The sequence below is a fragment of the Paracidovorax sp. MALMAid1276 genome (assembly GCF_049198005.1).
GTDB lineage: Bacteria > Pseudomonadota > Gammaproteobacteria > Burkholderiales > Burkholderiaceae_C > Acidovorax.
Genome location: NZ_JBMIRS010000249.1, coordinates 61101 through 84704 on the forward strand (window position 1 = coordinate 61101; position 23604 = coordinate 84704).

The 23604-nt window shown below is 66.9% G+C and carries 24 protein-coding genes; 5 read left to right on the top strand and 19 right to left on the bottom strand.

Annotation, left to right across the window (positions count from 1 at the left end; translation table 11 throughout):
* Window positions 1-15 precede the first annotated feature (15 nt).
* From ACOQFS_RS20875 to vapC, 4 genes are all read left to right on the top strand, one after another.
* Window positions 16-288, top strand: coding sequence for a ParD-like family protein (locus ACOQFS_RS20875; RefSeq protein ID WP_421564726.1), 273 nt, complete (start codon window positions 16-18; stop codon window positions 286-288).
* Window positions 288-1094 (top strand): type I methionyl aminopeptidase, encoded by an 807-nt coding sequence (gene map, locus ACOQFS_RS20880; protein WP_421564727.1) that lies wholly within the window; start codon window positions 288-290, stop codon window positions 1092-1094. Before ACOQFS_RS20875 ends, map begins: the two co-directional genes overlap by 1 nt.
* Before the next feature lie 116 nt (window positions 1095-1210).
* Window positions 1211-1444, top strand: coding sequence for an antitoxin (locus tag ACOQFS_RS20885; RefSeq protein ID WP_042419946.1), 234 nt, complete (start codon window positions 1211-1213; stop codon window positions 1442-1444).
* Window positions 1441-1842, top strand: coding sequence for a type II toxin-antitoxin system tRNA(fMet)-specific endonuclease VapC (gene vapC / locus ACOQFS_RS20890; RefSeq protein ID WP_421564728.1), 402 nt, complete (start codon window positions 1441-1443; stop codon window positions 1840-1842). Before ACOQFS_RS20885 ends, vapC begins: the two co-directional genes overlap by 4 nt.
* Window positions 1843-1925: 83 nt before the next feature.
* Here the strand turns inward: vapC and ACOQFS_RS20895 are convergent, their stop codons facing one another.
* From ACOQFS_RS20895 to ACOQFS_RS20920, 6 genes are all read right to left on the bottom strand, one after another.
* Window positions 1926-2954 (bottom strand): phosphotransferase enzyme family protein, encoded by a 1029-nt coding sequence (locus ACOQFS_RS20895; protein WP_421564729.1) that lies wholly within the window; start codon window positions 2952-2954, stop codon window positions 1926-1928.
* A gap of 195 nt (window positions 2955-3149) precedes the next feature.
* Window positions 3150-3848 (bottom strand): SDR family NAD(P)-dependent oxidoreductase, encoded by a 699-nt coding sequence (locus ACOQFS_RS20900; RefSeq protein ID WP_421564730.1) that lies wholly within the window; start codon window positions 3846-3848, stop codon window positions 3150-3152.
* On the bottom strand, window positions 3845-4189 hold the full coding sequence (locus ACOQFS_RS20905; protein ID WP_421564731.1) for a hypothetical protein: 345 nt from the start codon (window positions 4187-4189) through the stop codon (window positions 3845-3847). The genes ACOQFS_RS20900 and ACOQFS_RS20905 overlap by 4 nt, the downstream gene beginning before the upstream one ends.
* Before the next feature lie 19 nt (window positions 4190-4208).
* On the bottom strand, window positions 4209-5768 hold the full coding sequence (locus ACOQFS_RS20910) for a cryptochrome/photolyase family protein (protein WP_421564732.1): 1560 nt from the start codon (window positions 5766-5768) through the stop codon (window positions 4209-4211).
* Between the two features lie 43 nt (window positions 5769-5811).
* Window positions 5812-5997, bottom strand: coding sequence for a DUF2256 domain-containing protein (locus tag ACOQFS_RS20915; RefSeq protein WP_421564733.1), 186 nt, complete (start codon window positions 5995-5997; stop codon window positions 5812-5814).
* 24 nt (window positions 5998-6021) lie between these two features.
* Window positions 6022-7038 carry an NAD(P)/FAD-dependent oxidoreductase gene (locus ACOQFS_RS20920; RefSeq protein ID WP_421564734.1) on the bottom strand — a complete coding sequence of 339 codons (1017 nt, stop codon included), beginning with the start codon at window positions 7036-7038 and terminating at the stop codon, window positions 6022-6024.
* A gap of 204 nt (window positions 7039-7242) precedes the next feature.
* On the opposite strand from ACOQFS_RS20920, the gene ACOQFS_RS20925 reads away from it, so the two are divergent.
* On the top strand, window positions 7243-7497 hold the full coding sequence (locus ACOQFS_RS20925) for a glutaredoxin domain-containing protein (protein ID WP_421564735.1): 255 nt from the start codon (window positions 7243-7245) through the stop codon (window positions 7495-7497).
* Here ACOQFS_RS20925 and ACOQFS_RS20930 read toward each other — a convergent pair whose 3' ends face one another.
* From ACOQFS_RS20930 to ACOQFS_RS20990, 13 genes are all read right to left on the bottom strand, one after another.
* Window positions 7498-7974, bottom strand: a complete 477-nt coding sequence (locus tag ACOQFS_RS20930) for a DM13 domain-containing protein (protein ID WP_421564736.1) — start codon at window positions 7972-7974, stop codon at window positions 7498-7500.
* 75 nt (window positions 7975-8049) lie between these two features.
* Window positions 8050-8919: an alpha/beta fold hydrolase gene (locus ACOQFS_RS20935; protein WP_421564737.1), complete on the bottom strand. Its 870-nt coding sequence runs from the start codon at window positions 8917-8919 to the stop codon at window positions 8050-8052.
* 45 nt (window positions 8920-8964) lie between these two features.
* Window positions 8965-10116: an ABC transporter substrate-binding protein gene (locus ACOQFS_RS20940; protein WP_421564738.1), complete on the bottom strand. Its 1152-nt coding sequence runs from the start codon at window positions 10114-10116 to the stop codon at window positions 8965-8967.
* Between the two features lie 100 nt (window positions 10117-10216).
* Window positions 10217-12382 (bottom strand): D-(-)-3-hydroxybutyrate oligomer hydrolase, encoded by a 2166-nt coding sequence (locus ACOQFS_RS20945; protein ID WP_421564739.1) that lies wholly within the window; start codon window positions 12380-12382, stop codon window positions 10217-10219.
* A 94-nt stretch (window positions 12383-12476) separates the two neighbouring features.
* Window positions 12477-13553: a branched-chain amino acid ABC transporter permease gene (locus tag ACOQFS_RS20950; RefSeq protein ID WP_421564740.1), complete on the bottom strand. Its 1077-nt coding sequence runs from the start codon at window positions 13551-13553 to the stop codon at window positions 12477-12479.
* A 16-nt stretch (window positions 13554-13569) separates the two neighbouring features.
* Window positions 13570-14556, bottom strand: coding sequence for a branched-chain amino acid ABC transporter permease (locus ACOQFS_RS20955; RefSeq protein WP_421564741.1), 987 nt, complete (start codon window positions 14554-14556; stop codon window positions 13570-13572).
* 91 nt (window positions 14557-14647) lie between these two features.
* Window positions 14648-15385: an ABC transporter ATP-binding protein gene (locus ACOQFS_RS20960; RefSeq protein WP_421564742.1), complete on the bottom strand. Its 738-nt coding sequence runs from the start codon at window positions 15383-15385 to the stop codon at window positions 14648-14650.
* Window positions 15382-16164, bottom strand: coding sequence for an ABC transporter ATP-binding protein (locus ACOQFS_RS20965; RefSeq protein ID WP_421564743.1), 783 nt, complete (start codon window positions 16162-16164; stop codon window positions 15382-15384). Before ACOQFS_RS20965 ends, ACOQFS_RS20960 begins: the two co-directional genes overlap by 4 nt.
* Window positions 16165-16245: 81 nt before the next feature.
* Window positions 16246-17769: a prolyl oligopeptidase family serine peptidase gene (locus tag ACOQFS_RS20970; protein WP_421564744.1), complete on the bottom strand. Its 1524-nt coding sequence runs from the start codon at window positions 17767-17769 to the stop codon at window positions 16246-16248.
* Between the two features lie 237 nt (window positions 17770-18006).
* Window positions 18007-19197 (bottom strand): substrate-binding domain-containing protein, encoded by a 1191-nt coding sequence (locus tag ACOQFS_RS20975; protein WP_421564745.1) that lies wholly within the window; start codon window positions 19195-19197, stop codon window positions 18007-18009.
* Window positions 19198-19334: 137 nt separating this feature from the next.
* Window positions 19335-20876, bottom strand: a complete 1542-nt coding sequence (locus ACOQFS_RS20980; protein ID WP_421564746.1) for a sigma-54 interaction domain-containing protein — start codon at window positions 20874-20876, stop codon at window positions 19335-19337.
* Between the two features lie 121 nt (window positions 20877-20997).
* A complete protein-coding gene (locus ACOQFS_RS20985) occupies window positions 20998-21762 on the bottom strand; it encodes a DUF2325 domain-containing protein (RefSeq protein ID WP_421564747.1) in 765 nt (254 codons plus the stop codon).
* A gap of 342 nt (window positions 21763-22104) precedes the next feature.
* Window positions 22105-23604: a tripartite tricarboxylate transporter permease gene (locus ACOQFS_RS20990; protein ID WP_421564748.1), complete on the bottom strand. Its 1500-nt coding sequence runs from the start codon at window positions 23602-23604 to the stop codon at window positions 22105-22107.

Consider the following 23604-nt stretch of genomic DNA (forward strand, 5'->3'; position numbering starts at 1 on the left):
ATAGGCAGCACTCCCATGGGCATAGTCAAGATTTCCGACCAGATGCATGAAAACCTGCGTCTGGCCAGCACGGCGCTCAGCCGTTCCATCAACTCACAGGCCGAGCACTGGATGCGCGTGGGCATGTTGGCCGAGATGTATCCCGACCTGGATCACCGCGAGATTTGCCAGATGCTGGTGCGGGCCGAGTTGGCGGGCGGGCTGGATGTGGCGCTGGCCGCGCAGGGTGGGCTGGACAGCAAGACGCCGCCCGCAGCCACCGCACGCGCCGGAAAGCGGCAGCACTGATGGCACGTCACACACACCGTGGGGTGCCGATCCGCTCGGCCGATGAACTGGTGATGGCGCGCCGGGCGGCGCGGCTGGCGGCCGAGGTGCTGGCCATGATCGAGCCGCATGTGGTGCCGGGCGTAACCACCGACGCGCTGGACCGCCTGTGCCACGACCACATCGTGAACGTGCAGGGCGCGCGGCCTGCCAATGTGGGCTACCTGGGCTACCCCAAAACGGTGCTGACGTCGGTGAACCATGTGGTGTGCCACGGCATTCCATCAGCCCAGCAGATGCTGAAGAAGGGCGACATCGTGAACATTGATGTGGCGGTGGAAAAAGACGGCTGGTATGGCGACACCAGCCGCATGTTCTGCGTGGGCACGCCCAGCATGCTGGCCCATCGGCTGGTGCGCACCACGTACGAGGCGCTGCGGGCGGGCATCCGCGAAGTGAAGCCGGGGGCCACGCTGGGCGATGTGGGCCACGCCATTGCCACCGTGGCGCAGCGCGAGAACTTCAGCGTGGTGCGCGAATACTGCGGCCACGGCATTGGCACCGTGTACCACGATGAACCGCAGGTGCTGCACTACGGGCGGCGCGGCCAGGGGCTGCGGCTGGAGGCGGGCATGGTCTTCACCATCGAGCCCATGCTGAACGCAGGCCGACCCGAAACCAAAGAGCTGGCCGATGGCTGGACGGTGGTGACCCAGGACCGGTCGCTGTCAGCCCAGTGGGAGCACATGGTGGCCGTGACGGACACCGGCTACGAGGTGCTGACGGCGTGGCCGGGGGGCACGGGGGCCTATCCGGCGTTGGATTGAGCGGGTCAGTCGCCCTGGGGCACCGGTAGCAAATCTTCCATTCCGCTTTCGACTCGGTGTTGGACAGAATCATCAGTGGTAGCTACCATTGATACCCACCAATCAAGGAACCCGCCATGGACACCGCACGCCTTTTTCAATCCGGCCGCAGCCAAGCCGTGCGGCTGCCCAAGGAATACCGCTTCACCGGCACTGAAGTCGTGGTGAAGCACTTTGGCAATGGTGTGCTGCTGTTGCCTGCGGACAACCCCTGGCAAACGCTGCAAGCCGGGCTGGCCGCTTTTGAGCCCGGCTTTGTGCTCACCCGCGAACAGCCTGACACCCAGCAGCGGGACGAGATCAACCCATGATCCTGCTCGATACCAACATCTGCATCTACATCATCAACGCCAAGCCCCCCGCCGTGCTGGCGCGCTTTCAGCAATACCGCATGGGCGATGTGGGGCTGTGCAGCGTAGTGGCTGCCGAGCTGGCGTTTGGCGTGGCCAAAAGCGGCTCTGCGCGCAACCGCCAGGCGCTGGAGATGTTTCTGGCACCGCTCGCCGTCCTGCCATTTGATGATGCCGCCGTATGGGCCTATGGCGACCTGCGCGCCGACCTGGAGCGCCGTGGCACCCCCATTGGCGCGCTCGACACCATGATTGCTGCGCACGCCCTGAGCCAGCAGGCCCAGCTCGTCACCAACAACACGGGCGAATTTGCCAAGGTGCCCGGCCTGCAGCTGGACAACTGGGCCACCGCCACTTGAGTTCTAGGGATGTCCTTACATGGACGTCCCTAGGCCAAGTGGCCTCTGGTGGAATGGCCGCTGCGCGAAGAGATTCCCTTCAATCACCCGTGCGGCAGCTCCAGCCGCGCCCAGGCGGCCATCACATCCGGCTGCTTCTTGATCCAGTCGGCAGACATCAAGTTGGCGCCCCAGTGGTGGATGCGCGCCACGCCCTCCCCCATGTTCCACAGGTGCCGCAGCTGCACGAACAGGGGCAGGGCCGCGAGGTCGGCATCTGTGACACGGCCGCCTCCTTCGCGGTAGCCAGCCAGGTACTGCTGCCAGCGCTTGAGCAATGCGTCGTCGGGCTCCATGGGGGCCTTGCGCGGCAGGTTGGACCACAGCCAGACGCACAGGTCATAAGCCAGGAACCCCGGCCCGGCGTCGTCAAAGTCAAAGAAGGCGGCGCGCCGCACTCCATCAGCATCGGTGGTCACATGGTTGTTGTGGCCATGCGTGTCGCCGTGGCACATCACGCGGGTCAAGGTGCCCTCCACATCCGCCAGCTCGCCCAGAAGGCGGTGGATCAGTTGCCGGTAGGCATCCAGCACGGCTGGGGCCACCTCAGGATGGGCGGCAAGGTAGCCGAGCGTGCGGCCGGCAAGATGCTGGCCGTCCAGCACATAGTGGCTTGCGGGGCCGGTGTAGCTGTGCGCGGCGCGGTGAATCTGCGCCAGCGTGGCGCCGGTCAGGTGCAGGTCTTCGGGCGTGTCGGGCACAGCGCCATCGCAGTGGCGGAATAGCACCAGCACACGCGGACCTTCCGGGAACGGCAGGGCAATGCTGGTGGCTCCGTTCGCAGCCAGAACCGGCGTGGTCACGCCCACCCCTTGCGCGTGCAGGTGGGCCAGCAAACCGACCTCAAAATCCACATTGAACGCGCCGCGCGGCCGGATGGCGCAGATGCGCGCCACATAGCGGCTGCCGTCTGCGGCCCGCACGGCGTAGTTGTCGTTGAGGTTGCGGCGGATCAGATAGCACTGCTGCACCTGCAGGCCATAGTGCCGCGCCACCCACTGCGCCACCGCCGAAGCAGCAGCCGTGGTGTGGGCCGCCAACAGCCCAGGGTCTTGATCGGGGGTTGAAAACATGCGGCATTCTGCATGCGGGCGGGCTGCTGGGCGGCGGGGCTTGCGTGCGTGCCTTGGCGCGACACGCGCCGCGACCCTGCGCAGGATGGGCCGAGGCGGCTGCGGCCCAAAATTTAGATAAAAACAGCCGCCAGCGCTTGCTGGTATTGCCTTGTCAGTATCAAAACGATAGCAACAGAGATCTTCGGTGCCGCATCACCACGGCAGCTTGTCGCCGCTGTAGGCGTAAAAGCCGCCCGATTCTTCTGCGGGCAAGCGGTCCAGCACCTGCAGCATGTCGCCCGCCGCGTCGGCTGCCGGGCGGCCTATTTGTGCGCCATTGAACGGCGCAGACAAGGCCGAGTTGACGGTGCCCGGGTGCAGCGCCACCAGCACCGCCTGCGGGTAGGTGCGGGCCACTTCGATGGCGGCGGTCTTGACGAGCATGTTGAGCGCGGCCTTGCTGGCGCGGTAGCTGTACCAGCCGCCCAGGCGGTTGTCGCCAATGCTGCCCACCTTGGCCGACAGCACCGCCAGCAGGCTGCGGCCCTGCCTGGGCAGCAGCGGCGCAAAGTGGGCCAGCACCAGCGCGGGGCCAAAGGTGTTGGTGCGAAAGGTGGCTTGCATCTGCGCGTAGTTCAACTGGCCCAGGCGCTTTTCCGGCATGCCGTGGGGGCCGTGCAGCAGGCCAGCGGCATGGATGATGCAGTGCCACGGGCCCTGGGCCTGGAGCTGCCGGGCGGCGGCGGCGATGGTGGCCTCGTCGTCCAGGTCCACCGCCGGGTGGGTGTGGCGGCCCAGCCCCACGGCCAGGGCGCAGCGCGGGTCGGCCTGCAGGTGGGTGAGGAAGGCGCTGCCGATGGCGCCGGTGGCGCCGATGACGATGGCGCGGTAGCCGTGGGGAAGTGAGTTCATGGTGAAGACCAGTCGCCGGGGTGTGTGGCCTGCGCATAGACCAGGGAGCCATCGCAGAGCACTTTGGTTTGGTAGTGCGGGAACACGTGGTGTCCACAGTGCTCCGTGAAAACCGCGATGGTGCGGCGTGCCTCACTCACCAGAGCGAACGCGTATTTGAACTCCACCACAGACTCATCCATGAGCTCGAGACGAAGCGTCTGGGAGGGGAAAAAGATCATGTGGCCGGGCTTTGCCAAAAACGCTTCTACCGTGCAGCCGTACCGGGCGGCAAGCTCAGGCGCCCATTCCTGGATGATCTGGGCAGATAGGCGCGGCACAGGGTACTCGTGGATTTTCATGGTGACGTGATGGGTCGAATCAAAGCGTGTCGAGTCTAGTTCGCAGACTGGCCGCATGCTCACGTAGCGCATCCAGCTGCGGCCCCTGCATCTTCTGCAACTGCCGGTACACCAGCCCCAAGCGAACATTGCGGCCCAGCGCGCCTTCGTTGCGCGCAAAAAAGTCCCAGTACAGCGCGTTGTACGGACAGGCGTGCTCACCCACTTTTTGCTTCTTGTCGTAGTGGCAACCCTTGCAGTAGTCGCCCATCCGGTCGATGTAGGCGGCGCTGCTGACATAGGGCTTGGTGGCCAGCAGGCCGCCGTCGGCAAACTGGCTCATGCCCACGGTGTTGGGCACTTCCACCCACTCAAAGGCGTCGACGTACACGCCCAGGTACCAGCGGTGCACGGCATCGGGCGCCAGCCCCGCCAGCAGCGCAAAGTTGCCGATGACCATGAGGCGCTGGATGTGGTGGGCATAGGCATGCTCCAGCGACTGGCCCACGGCGTGCTGCATGCAGCGCATGCGGGTCTTGCCGGTCCAGAACCATTCGGGCAGCGGTGTGTGGTGGCCCAGGGCGTTGCGCTCGTCGTAGCCGGGCATGTGGGCCCAGTAGATGCCGCGCACATATTCGCGCCAGCCCAGGATCTGGCGGACAAAGCCTTCCACCGCCGGCAGGGGCGCGGCGCCTGCGTGGTAGGCCGCCTGGGCGCGTTGCACCACCTCGTGCGGGCGCAGCATCTTGGTGTTGAGCGCGAAGGACAGCAGCGAGTGAAAGAGCCGCGTGCTCTGCGTGCTCATGGCGTCTTCATACGCGCCAAAGTGCGGCAGCGTGGTGGTGATGAAGTGGTCGAGCCAGGCCAGCGCCTCGGCCCGGTTCAGCGGCCAGCGCAACGCATGGGCCTGCGGGTTGCCAAAGCTCTGCACGCCCGCGGCCTGGATGGTGGCCCACAGGGCGCTGTGGTCGTGCGTGGGGCGGGCGTCGGGCGGCAATGTGGGCGCGTCCTGGGTATCGGGCCAGGGCTTGCGGTTGTCGTGGTCGTAGTTCCACTGGCCGCCTTCGGGCTCGCCAGCCTCGTCGATCAGCACACCGTGGCGCTGGCGCATGCGGCGGTAGAAGTGCTCCATGAGCCACTGCTTGCGGCCCTTGAACGCCTCGGCCACTTCGGTGCGGGTGGTGTAGAAGTGCTCGCTGCTGACGGCCTGCACGGCAAAGGCTTGCGCAGCACCCCAGGTGCGCAGTTGCTCGTCCAGCCGCCATTCGTCGGGGTGCTGGTATTGCAGCGTGTGCGCGCCATAGTGGGCCATGAGGGCGGCCAGGTTGGCGGGCATCGACTGGCGGTTGCTGGCGTCGTCAACCGCCACGTAGCGCACGCGGTGTCCGGCCGCGCGCAGCTGGCGGGCCAGGTCGCGCATGGCGGCAAAGATGGCCAGAATCTTTTGCGCGTGGTGCAGCACGTAGTCGGTCTCCTGCCGCACTTCCATCAGCACATAGACCACGCCATCGTCGTGCGTGGCAAACCACGAATGCCCGGGGTTGAGCTGGTCGCCCAGCAGCAGGCGCAGGGTGTGGGTGCGGGGCTGGGGGGTGTTCACGACGCAGGCGCAGGTCGTTTCTGGAAGCCACACAGCGCGGTGCTCATGCGGCGCCCTCGGCGCCCTCTGCGCCCACGGGGCCCGCCCCGCCGCTGCGCTTGCGTTCGTTGCGGCAGCGGTCGGAGCAGTACTTCACCTCGTCCCACACCTTCTCCCACTTCTTGCGCCAGGCGAAGGGCAGGCCGCAGTGCTGGCAGGTCTTCTGTGGAAGATCTGATTTTTTGCGCATGCGCATGGTGCGTGCCCGGTGGTCTCATGCAGGCTGCAGCACCTGCCGCGCCAGCGCGCGCCCGCTGAGCCATGCGCCTTCGACCTTGCCGCCGTGCAGCCAGTCGCCGCACAGGCCCAGCCGCGTGCGGGCGTCCCACCACCGGCCCTGTGTGAGCGCGGGGTCGGTGTCGGCGTAGCGCCATCGGTGGGCGGTGGCAGCCCGGGGCTCGGGTCCACCCAGGGCCCTGAAGGCAGCGACCAGCGCGGTCGTGACTGCATCGGCACTGTCTTCGATGTGCGCCTCGCTCCATTCGGGGCTGGCGTGCAGCAACCAGGTTTCCTGCCCTGTGCGCCCGGGCCTGCTGCTGTCGCGCGCCACCCAGCGCAGCGGCCCGGCGTTGACGAAAGCGCCGTCCCACGGCATAGCCACGGGGCTTGCATAGCGCAGCATCACCGCCCAGCTGCCACGCATGCGCGCACTGGCGGCCACGGCGGCGCCTGCGGGCGCCCAGGGGGCCAGCAAAGGCACGGCCTGCGGCGCGGGCACGGCCAGCAGCACGGCACGGTACCGCTGGGCCCGCTGGCCGTGCTCGGCCGACGTCACGGCCCAGCCGCCTTCGCCAGGGTCCAGGCGCTGCACGGTGGTCTGCCACTGCGCCATCGCGTGGTCGCCCAGGTTTTGCACCAGCCAGGCGGCGGGCGCCGTCATGCGCGGTGTGCCCACGAAGCGCGCAAGCGGCGTGGTGGGCGACGTCCAGGCATGGCCGTCAAAACTGGCCAGCCGGGCCGGCCACTCCGCGGCCACACCCGCCTGCTGCCAGCGGCCCAGCTCCGCCACAAAGGCGGGGTCGCGGGCGGTGAAATACTGCGCACCGTGGTCGCACTGCCAGGGGCCGTGTTCGTCTTCGGCGCGCCGGGTGCTCATGCGGCCCGAGGGGCCGCGGGACTTGTCGAAAAGATGCACCGTGTGGCCCGCCTGCAGCAGGGCCTGCGCGCAAGACAGGCCCGCCAGGCCGGCGCCGATGACGGCGATGGGCAAGAAGCTGGTGGGGCTGGTCATGGCTGCGGGTCCGTGCGTGGGTGAGTCACCCGGATCAGCGCCTGGGTGTCGATGCCCGGCGCCAGCCAGACAGAGAGGTCAATGGTCATTGATATACCAATCAGTCACAAAACAAACCAATTGGTATTTTGCCAGCAGATGGCCCGTGGTGGCAAAGCGTGGCCGTCACCCCATGCCCGGTGCCCGCCCCGTAAACTCCCCCCCATGACCTACCAAATCACCGTTTACTCCAAATCCGCCTGCCCCCAGTGCGATTCGGCCAAGAAGCTGCTGCAGTCGCGCTCGCTGCCGTTTGAGGAAATCAAGATCGACGACGAGGCCGAGCGGCTGGCGTTCTATGCCAAGTGCGGGCCATCAGTGCGGCAGATGCCGCAGATCTTCATCAACAACCAGCGCGTGGGCGGGCTGGCGGGGCTGCAGGCAGCGCTGGCGCAGATGGGTCTGTCGCAAACGCCCTGACTACCGGTATTGCGCCGCGGTGATGAATTCGTTAAAGCTCTCGCACCACACGATCACGGTGTTGAACTTTGCAGGGTCCACGCCCTGCGGCAGCGCGACGATGAAGTTGTCGAACGTCTTCACATCGCCCACGCGCAGCATCTGCGGCTTGAGGCGGTTGAAATCAGCCTCGGTCTCGACAAACGTGGGCGACAGGTACAGCTTGTAGTCCGGCCCCGGGGCCAGGCGGCCCTCCAGCGCAATGGCCTGGGCGCTGATGGAGACCTGGCCCTCACCCCAGTGCAGCGCGTCGCTGTCTTTGAGGTCGCGGCGGAAGGTGGCCGTCCATTGCGCTGTGGATGCCTGGGCGGCCACGTCTTGCGCCGTGGGCGCCTCGGGCGCAATCAGGATGGGCAGGGCGTAGATGCCTGCCGCAAAGCCGATGGCCAGGGATAGCAGGTGCGTGGCCGTGAGCAGGAGGGGCTTGAAGGGTTTCATGGCAGCAGGCGGAGGACGGTGGGCCGGCGCATGGCGCGGGCGGTGTGCCAATGTACCGCGCCACCCTGCCCTGCGTCACCCGCCCGCCTTGGCCAGAAACGCGTCCACCAGCGCGTAGTGCTCGGGCACGTTGAGCGCGGGCGCATGGCCGCAGCCGGGCACCTCCACCACCTGCGCCAGGCCGCGCGTGCCGGGGCCGCGGGTCAGCATCTCCACCGTGGTCTCGCGCAGCACCAGGTCTGAATCCGCACCGCGCAGGCACAGCACCGGAATGTCGAGCGCGTCGTAGTGGTCCCAGATGAGGTAGTCGTTGGTGTGGTGGGTGAACTGCTGCACCATGGCCGGGTCGTAGTGCGGCGTGACGCGGCCATCGGGCAGGCGGCGGGTGCTGCTCTCGGTCAGCAGGCGCCATTGCGCGTCGCTCAGCCAGCCGTAGGGCAAATACACCTGGCGGAAGAACGCCTCCAGCTCCTGCACGGTGTCAAACGCCGGGGGGTGGCCCGCGTAGGCCTTAATGCGTTCCAGCGCCGCGTCGGCCAGGCGCGGGGCGTTGTCGTTGAGCAAGAGGCTCCGGATGCGGCCCTTGAGCTGGGGCTGGAACAGGCCCGAGGCGCACACCGTGCCGATGGCGCCGCCCATCGACGTGCCCACCCAGTGCGCCTGGTCGATGCCCAGGTGGTCGAACAGGTCGGCCGCGATGCGGGCATAGAAGGCGAGGCTGTACTCGGCCTGCGGGGCGCGCGCCCACTGGCTCAGCCCACGGCCCAGGGTGTCGGGGCAGATCACACGAAAGCGCGAGGCCAGGTGCGCGGCCAGCGGGTCCATGTCGCGCCCGGTGCGCGCCAGGCCGTGCCAGGCAATCACCACCGGGGCGTCCTGCGCACCCCAGTCCATGTAATGGATTTCATAGCCAGCGCAGGTGGCGTAGCGCGAGGTGGGGGACATGGTGGCGACCTTGTGGAACAAAGAAAAGAGAAAGGGACCGGCGGCTCACTTCATGAGGCGGCCGTTGCTGCCGATCACGGTCACTTCGACATACCGTGAACCGATGCGGTTGGTGGGCGAATAGCCCAGCGTGATGCCGCCGAGGTCATAGCTCTGCATCGATTCGAGCGCCTTGACGACCTTGGCGCGCGTGGGCGCAGGCCCCGCGCGGCGCAGTGCCTCGACCAGCACCTTGGCGCCCAGAAACTGCTCGAAGCTGGTGTAGTTGACCTCAGCCTCCGGCGCGTACTTTTTGAGCAGCGTTTGGTATTCGCGCACCACCGGCAGCTGCGGGCGGTAGGGGTAAGGCACCACCTGGCTGATGCCCAGGCCGTGCGCGTTCTTCAGGCCCGCCAGCTTCACCAGTTCGTTCGGGTCGACCACCGAGATGTTGTAGAGCTGCGCGCCCCCGCCCTGCTCGCGGTAGCGCTGGATGAAGGCCGCTGCGGGCTTGTTCACCGCGATCATGATGACCGCGTGCACATCGGCCGCCTTGATGGCCTTCACGGCGTCGTCCACCTTGTCGGTGTTGCGCTCATAGCCCGCGGCCACCACCAGCTTGAGGTTGCGCTTGGCCAGCGCCGCCTCCACCCCCGCCAGCCCGGCCTTGCCGAAGCCGTCGTCCTGGTACATCACGGCCATGCGGTTCATGCCCAGCGTGGTGAGCTGCTGCACCATGTGCTCGGCCTCGTCGGCATAACCCGCGCGCACATGGAAGATCCACGGATTGAATGGGTTGCGCAACGATTCGCCGCCGGTGTAGGGCGCCACCAGCGCCGCGCCGCCCTGCTCCAGCACGCCGTCGGCCAGCAGCTGGGTGATGTTGGCCGTGCCCGCAAAGCCATACAGGGCCACCACCTCGGGGCGGGCCAGCATTTCGCGGGTCAGCTTCACGGTGTCGGCCACCTTGTAGGCGTCGTCCACCACGGCCTGGCGGATGGTGGCGCCGTGCACCCCGCCCTGGGCGTTCACCCAGTCGAAGTAGATCTTGCCGCCCAGCACCATCTGCGCGCCGGTGCTGGCCAGCACGCCCGACAGCGGGGCCACCTGCCCCACCACGATTTCAGCGGCGTGCAGCGCGGGCGCGGTTGCCCCGCCCCCCAGAGCCAGAGCCAGTGCGGCCACCCAGCGGCGGCTCCATGTCTTGATTGGGTTCATAGCGATTCATCCCCGGTGGGTGTGATGGGCCTGCCGCCGCGCCGTGCGGGCAGCGGCGGCAGGGGTGCGTCGACAGTGGTGCGTCGTTTGGCAAGGCCTCTCAATCAGGGACGGCGATCACGCCCGCCGTGATGGCGATGGCGTTGGCGGCTGCCGGTGTGGTGGCCAGCGGGGGCACATTGGCGGCCGTGATGGCCGGGGCGCTGCCCGGCGTGCCGCCGCGCGGCACGGTGCGCACCACCTGGCTGGCTGGCAGCGCCTTGCCGGTGGCAAGGTGGTCGTACACGGCATCGAGCGCGTGGTTCAGGTACACGTGCAGCGGCACATAGCGGCTGTCATAGCCGGGCAGCACGGCGGGCAGGCCGATGAAGCTGTCGAAGTGCTGTGCGTTGGCCACCTCCACATAGCTGAGCTTGCTGGCACTGCCCTCCACCTTCTTGTTGAGCGCGGCGTAGGGGCGCGAGGTGTGGCTCACCGGCAGCAGCGCGTCGGCGCGGCCATGCACGATGATGGCGGGCTTGCCGCGCAGGTTGCCGTTGCGGCGGGTTTCATCCACACCGGCCTGCAGCTTCTTGGCGGCGGCGTCGGTGCCGGTGACCAGGTTGCGCAGGCACTGGGCGCCGGTCAAGTTCCAGTCGGCGATACCGGCGTCCGACACTGACTGAAAATCTCGCATAGCACCGAACTTGCTGAGGTTATTGACCAAATTGATGCCCCCCGAAGGCGGAACGCCATTGCCTGTGGCGAACATGGTGGAAAGCGCCGCTGGCGCGAGCGGGGTGACCGAACCCACGGGCAGAGCCAACGCAGCCGTCACCCTCGTGGCGGCGTAGCTGAAACCGCAGAGGTTGTCCTTCACGCTGGCGCGCGAGAGCCCGTTGGCAAAGGTCACGGCCACGGCGGGCGACACTTCAAACGCGGCCATCGAGGCATGCAGGTCACTCGACTCGGGGTCCCAGCCGTAGTCGCGCAGCTTTTGCAGCGCCTCTTCGGCCTGCGTGGCCGTGGTGCTGGCCGTGAGCAGACCTGCCGCCTTGAGTGACGCGCAGCGGTTGGAAGCAGTGAACGCAAACCCCGCAGCAAACGCCGCTGCAAAGGGGCTGGTGCTGACCGAAGGAGCGAGCGACGCGCAGGCCTGGTAGAGGTTGGCGTAGGTGGTGAAGTCCACCAGCGTCTTGCCGGTGACGGCCACTTCGGCACCGCCCCTGCGCACCGTGACGCCGGGGTTGGCGGGCATCTCGATGGCGGGCTCGGACACGGCCACGCCGCTGATGAGGCCCTGTGTGTCCAACTCTGCAGCCGCGATGGCGGCGCCGCCACCGTTGGAGATGCTCGATGCGATGACGATGGTGTTGGCCGGGGTCAGCGTCTTGAGGCGCTGGCCCGCTGCGTCGGTGGCGCCATAGCGCTGGTTGAGCACGTAATAGCCAAACTCCACCGCCTGCAACGTGGTGGTGCCCCAGTCCTTTTCAGAGTTCTGGCCCGAGTGGGCGTGCTTGAACGCAAAGCGGTCATGCGTGGCGGCGTTGAAGGCCGCCAGCTCGGTGGCCGTGAGGCCCGCGTTGAAGGCGGCGGCCTTGCCTGCCGCAGCGGCCGTGGTGCGTGTGCCGTCGATCAGCGGCACGGTGTCGTTCATCAGGTCATGCGGCGCGCCGCCCGTGCCCTTGTCGGAGTACGCGACGGCGCAGCCCTTCTTGAGCCCCCATTCGCCGGTGGAGATGCCGCCATACACCCCGCGCGAGCCCGAAGCCGTGGCCGTGATCATGCAGGGCTTCTTGGGGTCGAAGCTGGCAGGCACCTGCACCATGAGGGTGACGTTCTTGCGGCCCGTGCCGTCGTCGGCAAAGGCGATGTATTCGGTGCCCGCAATCTTGCCTTCGCCGGTGGTGACCTTGCCCTGCGCATCCACGTTGGGGCCATAGAGCAGGCCGTAGCCGCCTGCAGCGGTCATGTCGAGCATGGCGCGGTAGTTGGTGTGGATGGCCGTGCGGCGCAGCTCGGCCGCCGTGGGCTTGAGCGGGTCGGCATAGGCCGGTGCCACGGCGGCCGCCAGGCCCGTGGCGCCCAGGCCTGCGGTGAGCAGGTCGTTGCTGGTGCCGTCGTAGCTGGCCTCGCTGATGGTGCCGAGATAGGCGGGCGGGGTGTTGACGGCGGCGCTGTCGCCGCTGCCGCCGCCGCAGGCGGCCAGTGCCGCCAGCGCCGCACCGGTCAACGCGGCGGGAACGAACAGGCGCAAACGCGGATGGCTATCGATGCTTTTCGTCATGGGCTTGTCTCCGGGAGTTTTTCTTGGCGTCTTGTTGCACAGCAGCGCACTCACACGCCCAGGCCTCGCCGGTCGCCCGGCGCGGCCGGGGCCTTCACCCCGCCTTGCGCGCCGCTGCCGCGCGCAGGCGCCCCACCACACCCGTGGGGAAGTAATACACCGACAGAACAAACAGCACGCCCAGCCACAGCAGCCAGCGGTCGGGCGACAGCAGGGCCGACAGCCAGGGCAGGCCCGAGGCCGCCGCGTCGCTGCCCAGCCGCAGCAGATCCTGCAGATAGCTTTGCGCCACCAGGAACAGCACAGCACCGATGGCCGAGCCGTAGATGGTGCCCATGCCGCCGATCACCACGATGAGCAGGCAGTCCATCATGATTTCGAAGCTGAGCGAGGTGTCTGGCCCGTTGTAGCGCAGCCAGAGCGCCAGCATGGCGCCCGCCATGGTGGCGAACAGCGCCGACAGCACGCTGGACGTGGTGCGGTACACCACCACGCGGTAGCCGATGGCCTCGGCACGGAACTCGTTCTCGCGGATGGCCTGCAGCACGCGGCCAAAGGGCGAATTCACGATGCGCAGCAGCGCCAGCACCAGCACCACGGCCGTGACAAACAGCAGGTAGTAGCACAGCAAGCGCCCGTCGAGCGTGACGCCCAAAAAGGGCTCGTCAAACGGCTCGAAGCTGGGCGAGAGCACATAGGGCACCTTGAAGGTGAGCCCGTCTTCACCGCCCGTGATGTCCGACAGCTGCGAGGCCAGCGTCTGGAACGCCGCCGCCACGGCCAGCGTGATCATGGCGAAGAAGATGGCGCGCACCCGCAGCGAGAACAGCCCCACCGCCAGCGACAGCACCAGCGACAGCAGCAGCGCGCCGCCGATGCCCACGCCCAGCGCCGACCAGGTGGGCCCCATGCGCGTGGTCGCCACCGCAATGCCGTAGGCGCCGATGCCAAAGAACATGGTGTGCGCAAAGCTCACGATGCCGGTGTAGCCCAAGAGCAGGTCGAAGCTGGCGACCAGCACCACAAAGATGAGCACCTTGGCCGCCACGGACAGCGCCTTGACACCCGGGAAAAGGAACGGCGCGAACGCCAGGCCCAGCAGGATGGCCACGAGGATGACCGCCAGCACCTTGCTGCGCGGGTAGTCGCCGGAGAGAAGTCGGTTCAGCATGTTGTAGAGCTCCTCATCAGCGGTTGGCGACCGGGTAGACACCTTGCGGGCGCCACAGCAGGATCGCGACCATGAGGGCGATGTTGGAGAACAGCGCCACCTTGGGCGCAAGGAAGCCGGTGTAGTTGGCCATCAGCCCCACCAGCAGCGCACCGATGAGCGCACCGCCCGTGCTGCCCAGGCCGCCGATGATGATGACGATGAAGATCAGCACGTTGACCTGTGCACCCATCTGCGGGATCACGTTCTGCTGGTACAGGCCCCACATCACGCCGCCCAGGCCCGCCAGTGCCGAGCCCACCACGAACACGCCCACGAACAGGCGGCGGATGCGGTAGCCCAGGCTCTCGACCATCTCGCGGTCCTGCACGCCGGCACGGATCAGCAGGCCCACCTTGGTGCGCGACAACGTCCAGGCCAGCACGCCAAACACCAAGAGGCCCACGGCCACCGCCACCAGGCGGTATTTCTCAATGGCGGCATCGCCCACCAGCAGCGAGCCGCGCATGCCCTCGGGCAGCGGCAGCGGAATTTGCGCCGGGCCCCAGATGACCTTGATGAGTTCTTCACCAATGATCATGCCGCCCATGGTGATCAGGATCTGCTTCAGGTGCTGGCCGTACACCGGCCGCACGATGAAGCGCTCGAACGCCAGGCCCACCGCCCCCGCCACGGCCATGGCCACCACCATGGCAGGCAGCACGGCCAGCAGGTTGCGCCACAGCTCGGCGCTTTCGGTGTAGTCGCCCATGGCGCCCAGCACGCTGGTGGCCACGAAGGCGCCCAGCGCAATGAACACGCCATGGCCGAAGTTCAGCACGTCCATCAGGCCGAACACCAGCGTGAGGCCCGAGGCGATGATGAAGATGATCATGCCCATGGCCAGGCCCGCCACCGTCAGCGTGAGCCAAGTGCTGGGCGAGCCGATGAAGGGCAGCACCAGCAGTGCAAGTGCCGGCACCAGGGCCACAGGCTTCCAGTCGAAATCACGCATGGCGGTCATGCTGCAGCCCCTTGCACTACAAATTTGATAGCTGTCAGCGCTTTACCAGTAAGCGCTGGAGCGTTAAAACACTTGAAAAATTCTGCACCGCTCATAGCGCCAACCCCAGCAGCGACTGCTGCAATGCCTCGTCTGCGGCCAGTGCGGCCATGCTGCCCGCATGCACCACCCGGCCGTTGTCCATCACGGCCACGGTGTCGCCCAGGCGCTTGGCGAAGTTGATGTTCTGCTCGACGAGCAGGATGGTCACACCGCTCTTCTTGAGCTGGTCGAACGCATCGATCATGTTGTTGATGATGGCGGGGGCCAGGCCCTTGCTGGGCTCGTCCACGATGAGCAGGTCGCGCGGCTCGACGATGGCGCGGCTCACGGCCAGCATCTGCTTTTGCCCGCCGCTGAGCTTGCCCGCCGGGTGGTTCCAGAACTTCTCCACGGCGGGGAACAGCTTGAAGATCCATTGCAGGCGCGCGTCGTCCATCTGCGCCGCGTTGCGGGCCCGGCGCGCGGCCAGCAGCATGTTTTCTTTCACCGTCAGGTCGGCAAAGATGCCCATGTTCTCGGGCACGTAGGCGATGTTCAGGCCCGCGATGGCGGGCGTGTTCATCGCGGTGATGTCCTTGCCACCGAAGTGGATGGTGCCCTGCGACGCGTGCCACAGGCCCATGATGGTGCGCAGCGTGGTCGTCTTGCCCGCGCCGTTGCGGCCCAGCAGCATGGTGAGCTGGCCCCGGGGCACCGCCAAGTCAACGCCATGCAGGATGTGGTACGCGCCGATGTGCGTGTGCACGCCCTGGAGTTCGAGCAGGTTCTCTGCGGCGGTGGTGCTCATGCGGCCTCCTTCGCGGCGTCGCTGGAGACGCCCAGGTAGGCCTCCTGCACCACGGGCGATGCGATCACCTCGGCCGGTGGTCCGTCGGCCACCAGCGTGCCGTTGGTCAGCACGATGATGCGGTCGGCCAGCTCGCGCACCACGTCCATCTTGTGTTCCACCAGCAGGATGATCTTGCTCTTGTCCTTCTTCAGCTCGCGGATCAGGTTCAGAATGACGGGCGCCTCGTCATGGCTCATGCCGGCCGTGGGCTCGTCGAACATGTAGACCTGCGGCTCCAGCGCCATCAAGAGCGCCACTTCGAGCTTGCGCTGGTCGCCATGCGGCAGGCTGGCCACGGGCGCGTCGGCCCGGTCGGTCATGGCCACGGCCTGCAGGATCACGCGGGCGCGCTGCGTGAGCGCGCCGTGGTCGCTCCACACGCTCCACAGATTGAGCCCGCGGCGGTGCTTGCCCTCGTGCGTGGCCTGCACCGCCAGGCGCACGTTTTCCAGCACGCTGAGGTTGGGAAACAGGTTGGTGAGCTGGAACGCCCGCCCCAGGCCGGCGTGCGTGCGGGCCGACACCGACAGGCCCGTCAGATCGCGCCCGCCCAGCGTGACGCTGCCCGCGCTGGCCTTGAGCTGGCCCGAGATCAGGTTGAAGTAGGTGGTCTTGCCCGCGCCGTTGGGGCCCACGATAGCGGTCAGCGTGCCGGGCTCGAAAGAGCAGGTCACGGCATTGACTGCCACATGGCCGCCAAAGCGGATGGTCAAGTCCTTGGTGGCCAAGGTGCTCATGGGTGGTGGGTCACTTTCATGGTCGGGTCATGGGTGAGACAGCGGTGGCGCACCGCAGGACTGCGGTGCGCCACGCGCAGGTCAGGGGCAGGTTCCGATGACGTAGTAGTTGGGGCCGGTCCGCTTCAGTGTGGTGTTCACATAGATGTTCCAGAGCCCCATGTACTGGTTGGACCCCAGCGCATAGGCGTAGCCATAGGCGGCATAGGCGCGGCCGGCCATGGTGTGGGCGTAGTTCGACGCGGTGGTGCAGGTGCTGGGCTCGGCGGCCAGCGTGGTGCCCGACACCGACGCCGAGGCCGCCCCCTCCGCGCCATTGCTGTCGGCCGCGCGCACCGTCCAGCTGTAGGTCGTCGATGCAGCCAGCGAGCCATCGGTGTAGCTGGTGCCGTTGACCGGCAGCGCATTGGTCTTGTTGCCGTTGCGATAGACGTTGTAGCTGGCAGCACCCGCCACAGCCGACCAGCCAATGGTCATGCTGCTGGCCGTGGCGCCCGAGGTGTTCACGCCCGTGGGGGCAGGCAGCGCAGCGGGCGGGTTGCCGCCACCGCCGCCGCCAGATCCTGCGCCCGAAGCGATCCGGTCCACCATGGACTTGATGGCGACCATCTGCGTGCCAGCCTTGCGGGCGAAATTGCTGCCGTACCAGCCCACCCAGTCCCAGCAGGCGTTGGGGTTGGGCAGCGAGCCGCTGGCCGTGGTGCTGCGGCTGGTGTTGTCGATCTTGGTCTGCGGGAACAGCACGATGATGTTGTTCGTGTCGGCCCAGCGGCTGTAGCCGGTGTTCTTCACGAACTTGTCGCCGATCTTGTCGGTGCTTTGCTGGCAGCCGTGCAGGGCCACGTGCAGCTTGCACTGGGTGCCGCTGGCGCAGCTGGCGGGCACATACAGCCAGGCGTTGGTGGCCATGCCGGGGTTGCTGGCGGTGTAGGCGCTCTGGTCGAACTCGATGTAGTTGCCGGCGGCCGGGGCGTTGTTGCGCGCGTTCAGCGTGCCGTAGAAGTGCGTGAGCGCGGCCTTGGCGCCGTCGTAGCCGCAGTTGCTGATGTAGGGCGATGCCGCACTGGTGCAGGCGTTGTTGCCGGTGCTGTCGAAATCGGTAGGAAAGACATGCGCCGTGCTGGCGCGCTGCACGTAGGAGATGTTGCCCGCAGGCACGCCGTTGTTCAGGTACTGCGTCTGCAGCGCGGTGGTCTGGTTGGGGCCGACCGTGGTGTCGCTGGTGCCTGTGAAGATGTAGATCTTCTGGTTGGCCAGGTTGGACTTGTTGTCGATGGTGCCTGCGCTGCTGAAGCTGTTGATGCTGTTCTGCATCGTGGTCTGCTGGCTGGCGCTGATGCTGGCGTTGTACATGCACGCCGTGTAGTTGTTGTGGCCCGCGCACATGTAAGGCCCCGCCGCGAAGATGCCCACGCCCATGAAGGTGGACGAGAACGCCACGCCCAGCTGGTTGGCCATGAAGCCGCCCGAAGACAGCCCCGAGACGCTGATCTTGCTGGTGTCGATGTTGTACTGGGGCAGCGCGGGCGCCGCCAGGGCAATGCCCGATGCCAGGGCCGTGGCAGCGGCCGCGATGAATACCCGTGAAAGCCGAGGGAACGTCATGTGTCTTGTCTCCGTGATTATTTGGAAAAGCACTCGCCATGCCCCCGTGTGCCCGGGGGTTCCTTCGTCGTCAGATATCGCTTGGAAAAAAAGGGGCGGCCGCCCCCGCGGGATGAACCCCGGGCCCCCGCTGGGTGCAGGGGCCGGGCCACGCAAACCGGTGCCGGGTGTCGTCGTCGTGTCTGCGTCGGGTGGCTGCTCAGGCCGCTGGGGCCTGGCAGGTACACGGCAAACGGCTTATCGCTGGTTGCGAATCGGCACGTTCATTTCTTCAGGCTTGATCTCGCGCACCAGCTCGGGCACGCCCCAGGCAAAGGCCGGGTCCACCTTGATCTTGAAGTGGTACATGCTCTGCATGGCCTGGTGGTCTTCCTTGCGGAAGGTCATCTTGCCCTTGGGGGTGTCAAAGCTCATGCCCTCCATGGTCTTGATGAGCTTGTTGGTGTTGGTGTCGCCGTTCGTCGCCTTCAGCGCCGTGACCAGCGCCATGGCCGAGCTGAAGCCGCCGGCCGTGAAGAAGTCTGGCGGGGTCTTGTATTCCTTGTAGTGCGCGGCCACCAGGGCTTCGTTCACCGGGTTCTTGGGAATGCCGAAGTAGTAGTAGGTCGCGCCTTCCATGCCGGGGAAGTTCTTGTAGGCAGCCATGGCCGGCAGGATGTTGCCGCCGGTGGCGATCTCGATGCCGTAGCGCTTGAGGTCCAGGTCAGCGATCTTGAACGGGTTGCCCGCGCCAGCCCAGATGATGAAGATGACCTTGCGGCCGGGCACGTCCTTGAGCTTGTCGATCAGGCGCTGGGCACCGGCGGTGAAGTCGGTGGTGGTGGTGGGCAGGTATTCCTCGTGCACCAGCTTGGCGTTCTTCAGCGCGTCCTTGAAGGCCTTCACGCCATCGCGGCCGAAGGCGTAGTCCTGGGCCAGCGTGGCCACCGTGACGCCCGCCTTGTCGATGGCCACAGCGTTGCTGATCGCGTCCTGGCTGCTGTTGCGGCCGGTGCGGAAAATGTACTTGTTCCACTTGTCGCCCGTGATGGCGTCGGCCACGGCGGGCTCCACCAGCAGGATCTTCTTGTATTCCTCGGCCACGGGCAGCAGGGCCAGCGCCACGCCGCTGGAGGTGGGGCCGACGGCGATGTCGGCCTTGTCGTCGGAATAGGCCGAGGCCAGCAGGCTCTTGCCCAGGTCGGGCTTGCCCTGGTCGTCCTTCTCGATCACGACAATCTTCTTGCCGCCCACCATCATCGTGCCGCCGGTGGCGTAGTCCAGGCCCATCATCAGGCCGGTCTGGGTCTGCTTGCCGTAGGCTTCGAGCGGGCCGGTCTTGCTGTAGACGTGGGCGATGCGGATTTCACCCGCAGCCAGCGCCGGGGCGCTGAATTGAACGGCCGTGACGGCGAGTGCGGCGAGGGCAACCAGATTGCGACGATGCATGGCGATGTCTCCTGTTGTGATGCAAGGTCGATTGCACAGTCCGTGCCAGCCGCCAAGTGCTTGATTTTCAAGAAACTTTTGCTCACACCTCGGACGCAATGCCCAATTTTCAGACAATCAAAATGTCTGAAAATTGGTCATATGCCTGAATTTTGCTCAGGGTTTTCCAGACGTCCGTAGAGCGTGGCGCGCGAAATGCCCAGCTGCCGCGCGGTGGCCAGCTTGTTGCCGCCATGGGCCTTCAGGGTGGCGGCGATGGCCCGGCGCTCCAGCTCGGCCACCTGCTCGGCCAGCGGGCGCAGGTAGCGGCTGTCGTCCTGCTTTTCAGGGTCGTCGCCGTCTGCGTGCATGGGCTCCTGCACGGCCGCAGGGGCGGCGGGCTCCACCCCCGCCTCGCGCAGGATGCGCTCGAGCTGAGCCGCGTCGATGGACTGGGAGTCGCTGCGCATCACGGCCTGCTCTAGCACATTGCGCAGCTCGCGGATATTGCCGCGCCAGGGCTGGCCGGCCAGCAGGGCCATGGCGTCGGGCAGCAGCTCGGGCGGGGCGGTGCTGTTGCGCAGCGCCAGGTCTTCGCCCAGCGACTCCACCAGCGCGGGGATGTCGCTGCGGCGTGCGCGCAGCGGGGGCACGCGCACGGGCAGCACGTGCAGGCGGTAGAACAGGTCTTCGCGGAACTTGCCCTCGCGCACCAGCGCCGCCAGGTCGCGCGAGGTGGCGGCCAGGATGCGCACGTCAAACGGCACCAGCTTGTTGCTGCCCAGGGGCTCGATCTCGCCCTCCTGCAGTGCGCGCAGCAGCTTGGCTTGCAGGCTCTGCGGCATGTCGCCGATTTCGTCGAGGAACAGCGTGCCGCCATCGGCCAGCTTGAACTTGCCATCGCGCCCGCGCCGGTCGGCGCCCGTGTAGGCGCCCGGGGCGACGCCGAAGAACTCGGCTTCGAGCAGGGTGTCGGGCACGGCGGCGATGTTGACGCTGACGAAGGGGCCGCTGGCGCGGCTGGAGGCCGCATGGATCGCGTGGGCCAGCAGCTCCTTGCCGGTGCCGGTTTCGCCCAGCAGCAGCACGGGGCTTTGCGACTGCGCCGCGCGGCGGGCCTGGCGCTTGACCTCGGCCGCTGCGGTGCTGGACCCGACAAAGCTGGCAAAGGTGTATTTGGCGCGCCGCTCGCCGTCGCCACCGGCGGCCGCCAGCGAGCGGTTGCGCTGGCGGGCCAACTCGCGCCGCGCGTCGTCCAGGTCGCGCTGCAGCAGCGCAAACTTGCTGATCAGCGGCTGCAGCGTGGTCTCGGGGTGGTCGAACAGCACGATGCCGATGGCACCGATCACACCGCCTGCATCGTCGCGCAGCGGGATGCGGCTGACGACGAAGGTGCCGGCCTTGTTGGTGAGCAGGTCGATCAGCACGGGCTGGCCGGTGTCCAGCACGCGGCGCATCTGCGTGTTGGGAATGACCTCTTCCACCATGCGCCCCACGAACTGGTCGACCGACGAAAAGCCCAGGTCGGGCAGAAAGCGCTGGTAGCCCTCGTTGACCCACACGATGCGCCCGCTGCGGTCCACCAGAAACATGCCCTGGCTGACGCTGGAGAACAGCTGGAACATGGAGCGCGCCGCCAGTTCCAGAATGCCCTGGGCATCGAGCGGCAGAGCGGGGGCGTCATCGGTGGTCAAGGGCATGCGCGGATGGTAGCGCGCGCCGCGCAGCGCCCGAATGCGGGCGGTTGCGGGCGATTGCGCGTATGCCGCGCAACCTCGACAGCTACACTATTTATAGCTGCAAATCCTTATACAGCAAGCGCTAAGGCCTGTTTTTACTCAAAATCATCACACCTTCGGGCACCTCAGACACCTCGGGCACCTCGTCCGCCGGGCCGCCGTGCTGCGGGCCGGGCATGCGCAGCACCGGCATGGGACGCAGGGCCGCCAACGGCTGATCGACCAGGATGCAGGTCTTGCCGGTGCGGCGGCAGTGGTCCTGCACACGCCAGTAGTCGTCGTGGCTGATGCAGCCGGTCTGGCAGATCACGAGGTCTGCGGCGGCCAGGCTGGCGTCCAGGTCATGGGCGCTGTGAGCCAGGGCATGGAATTCGAGCGGCGCGGCCCACGCGACAGGCATGGCGGGCATGGCAGGCGCGGCGGACGCAGGGGCATCGGCCAGTGCGGACGGCCGTGACAGGGCGGGCTGAGAAGGCTGTTGCGGCTGCTGCGGTTGTGCCCGCGCCTGCGCGCTTTCCCCGACGTGCGACGGCATCTGCTGCGCCGCGAGACGCCAGCGCAGGCACTCGCGCGACAGCGTGGTGATGCGCTCAGCCAGGGTGCGGATATGCCCCGCCATCGCCTTGCGGCGTGGCAGACCGGGGCTGGCCGCCTGGGCCTGTGCGAGCGCCTCGCGTGCCATGGCCAGTTCCGTGCCGCGCACCACCAGCGCGCCGCGCAGGCGCACCAGCTCGCTGCGCAAGGTGTCGATCTCGGCAGCCTGGGCCGCCATGGCATCGCTGCAGCGCTGCTGGGCCTCGCCCAGCTGACGGCTCAGCACCATGAACTCCTGCAAAAGTGAAGACATGCGCCATCCATGCAAATAAGAACGATTCGCATTTTATGGTACGATTCGCGCCCTGAGGTTCCCCGGTTCGGCCCCATCCGCGCAAAGTTCTACCGCCCTGCTGCCAGGACTTGCCGGATGCGCAAACGCTCATTCGAGCGTGTCGCACCGCGGGACAAGTCCGTTGTCAAGCCACCGTGGTGGGGAGGGCACCAGCAGCCATGTGGCTCTGGTGTGAGGCTTGCAGGAAGGGGGTGGGCAGTGCCCGGCCCCCTTTTTTTGGACGCAGAAAAGGCCGCATTCGCGGCCTTCTCGGTTTTTGCAACGCGGCAGCCCCCTCGCCTGCCTGCCAGTCTTTTGGCCCTACCCCGCCGCCATGCGCCGGGCCGCCCAGCGGCGCGGCAGGCGCGGCACGATCAGCACGGCCAGCACGATGATGATCAGCGTGAGCGAGCCGGGGCGTTCGAGGAAGATGGTCCACTTGCCCTCGCCGATGGCCACGGCGTTGCGCATCTGCGCCTCGGCCAGCGGGCCCAGGATCATGCCCACCACCACCGGCGCCGCCGGAAAGTCAAAGCGCCGCATCACCACACCCAGCAGGCCGATGGCATACAGCAGCACCAGGTCGAACGCGCTTTGGCGCATGCCGTACACACCCAGCGTGGCAAACACGAGGATGCCCGCATACAGGTACGACTTGGGAATCTTGAGCAGCTTGACCCACAGGCCGATCAGCGGCAGGTTCAGGATCAGCAGCATCACGTTGCCGATGTACATGGACGCGATCAGCGCCCACACCAGGGCCGCGTTTTTGTCGAACAGCTGTGGCCCGGGCTGGATGCCATAGTTCTGGAAAGCCCCCAGCAGGATGGCCGTGGTATTGGATGTGGGAATGCCCAGCGTGAGCAGCGGAATCAGCGTGGCCGTGATGGCGGCGTTGTTGGCCGCCTCGGGGCCGGCCACTCCCTGAATGGCGCCAGTGGTACCGAATTCCTCCTTGTTCTTGGCCAGCTTCTTCTCCGCCGCGTAGCTCAGGAACGTCGGGATCTCGCTGCCGCCCGCAGGCACGGTGCCGAACGGGAAGCCGATGGCGGTGGCGCGCAGCCAGGCAGGCCAGGAGCGCTTCCACTCCTGCTTGGTCATGTGCACGCTGGTGAGCTTGTTCTGCGTCTCCACCGTGCGGCCTTCGTACATCACGTTGTACAGCGCCTCGCCCACGGCAAACAGGCCCACGGCGATCAGCACCACCTCGATGCCATCCATCAGCTCGGGCACGCCGCCGGTGTAGCGTGCCTGGCCCGTGATCTGGTCGATGCCGATGAGCCCCATGGCCAGCCCCACGAACAGCGCCACCATGCCGCGCAGCGTGCTCTTGCCGAGCACGGCGCTCACGGTGGTGAACGCCAGCACCATCAGCATGAAATATTCGGGTGGCCCCAGGCGGACGGCGTATTCCGCCACGATGGGCGCGAAGAAGGTGACCAGTACCGTGGCAATGGTGCCCGCCACGAAAGACCCGATGGCAGCGGTCGCCAACGCCGCCCCGGCACGTCCGTTCTTGGCCATCTTGTTGCCTTCCATCGCCGTCACCATCGACCCGGCCTCGCCGGGTGTGTTGAGCAGGATGGACGTGGTGGAGCCGCCATACATGGCGCCGTAGTAGATGCCGGCAAAGAAGATCATCGACGCTGTCGCTTCGACCTTGACGGTGATCGGCAGCAGCATGGCGACAGCCACCGCCGGGCCAATGCCAGGCAGCACGCCCACGGCGGTGCCGATGACGCAGCCCACAAAGGCCCACAGCAAATTGACCGGCGTTGCCGCCGTGAGAAAGCCCTGTAGCAGGAGATTCCAGGTATCCAT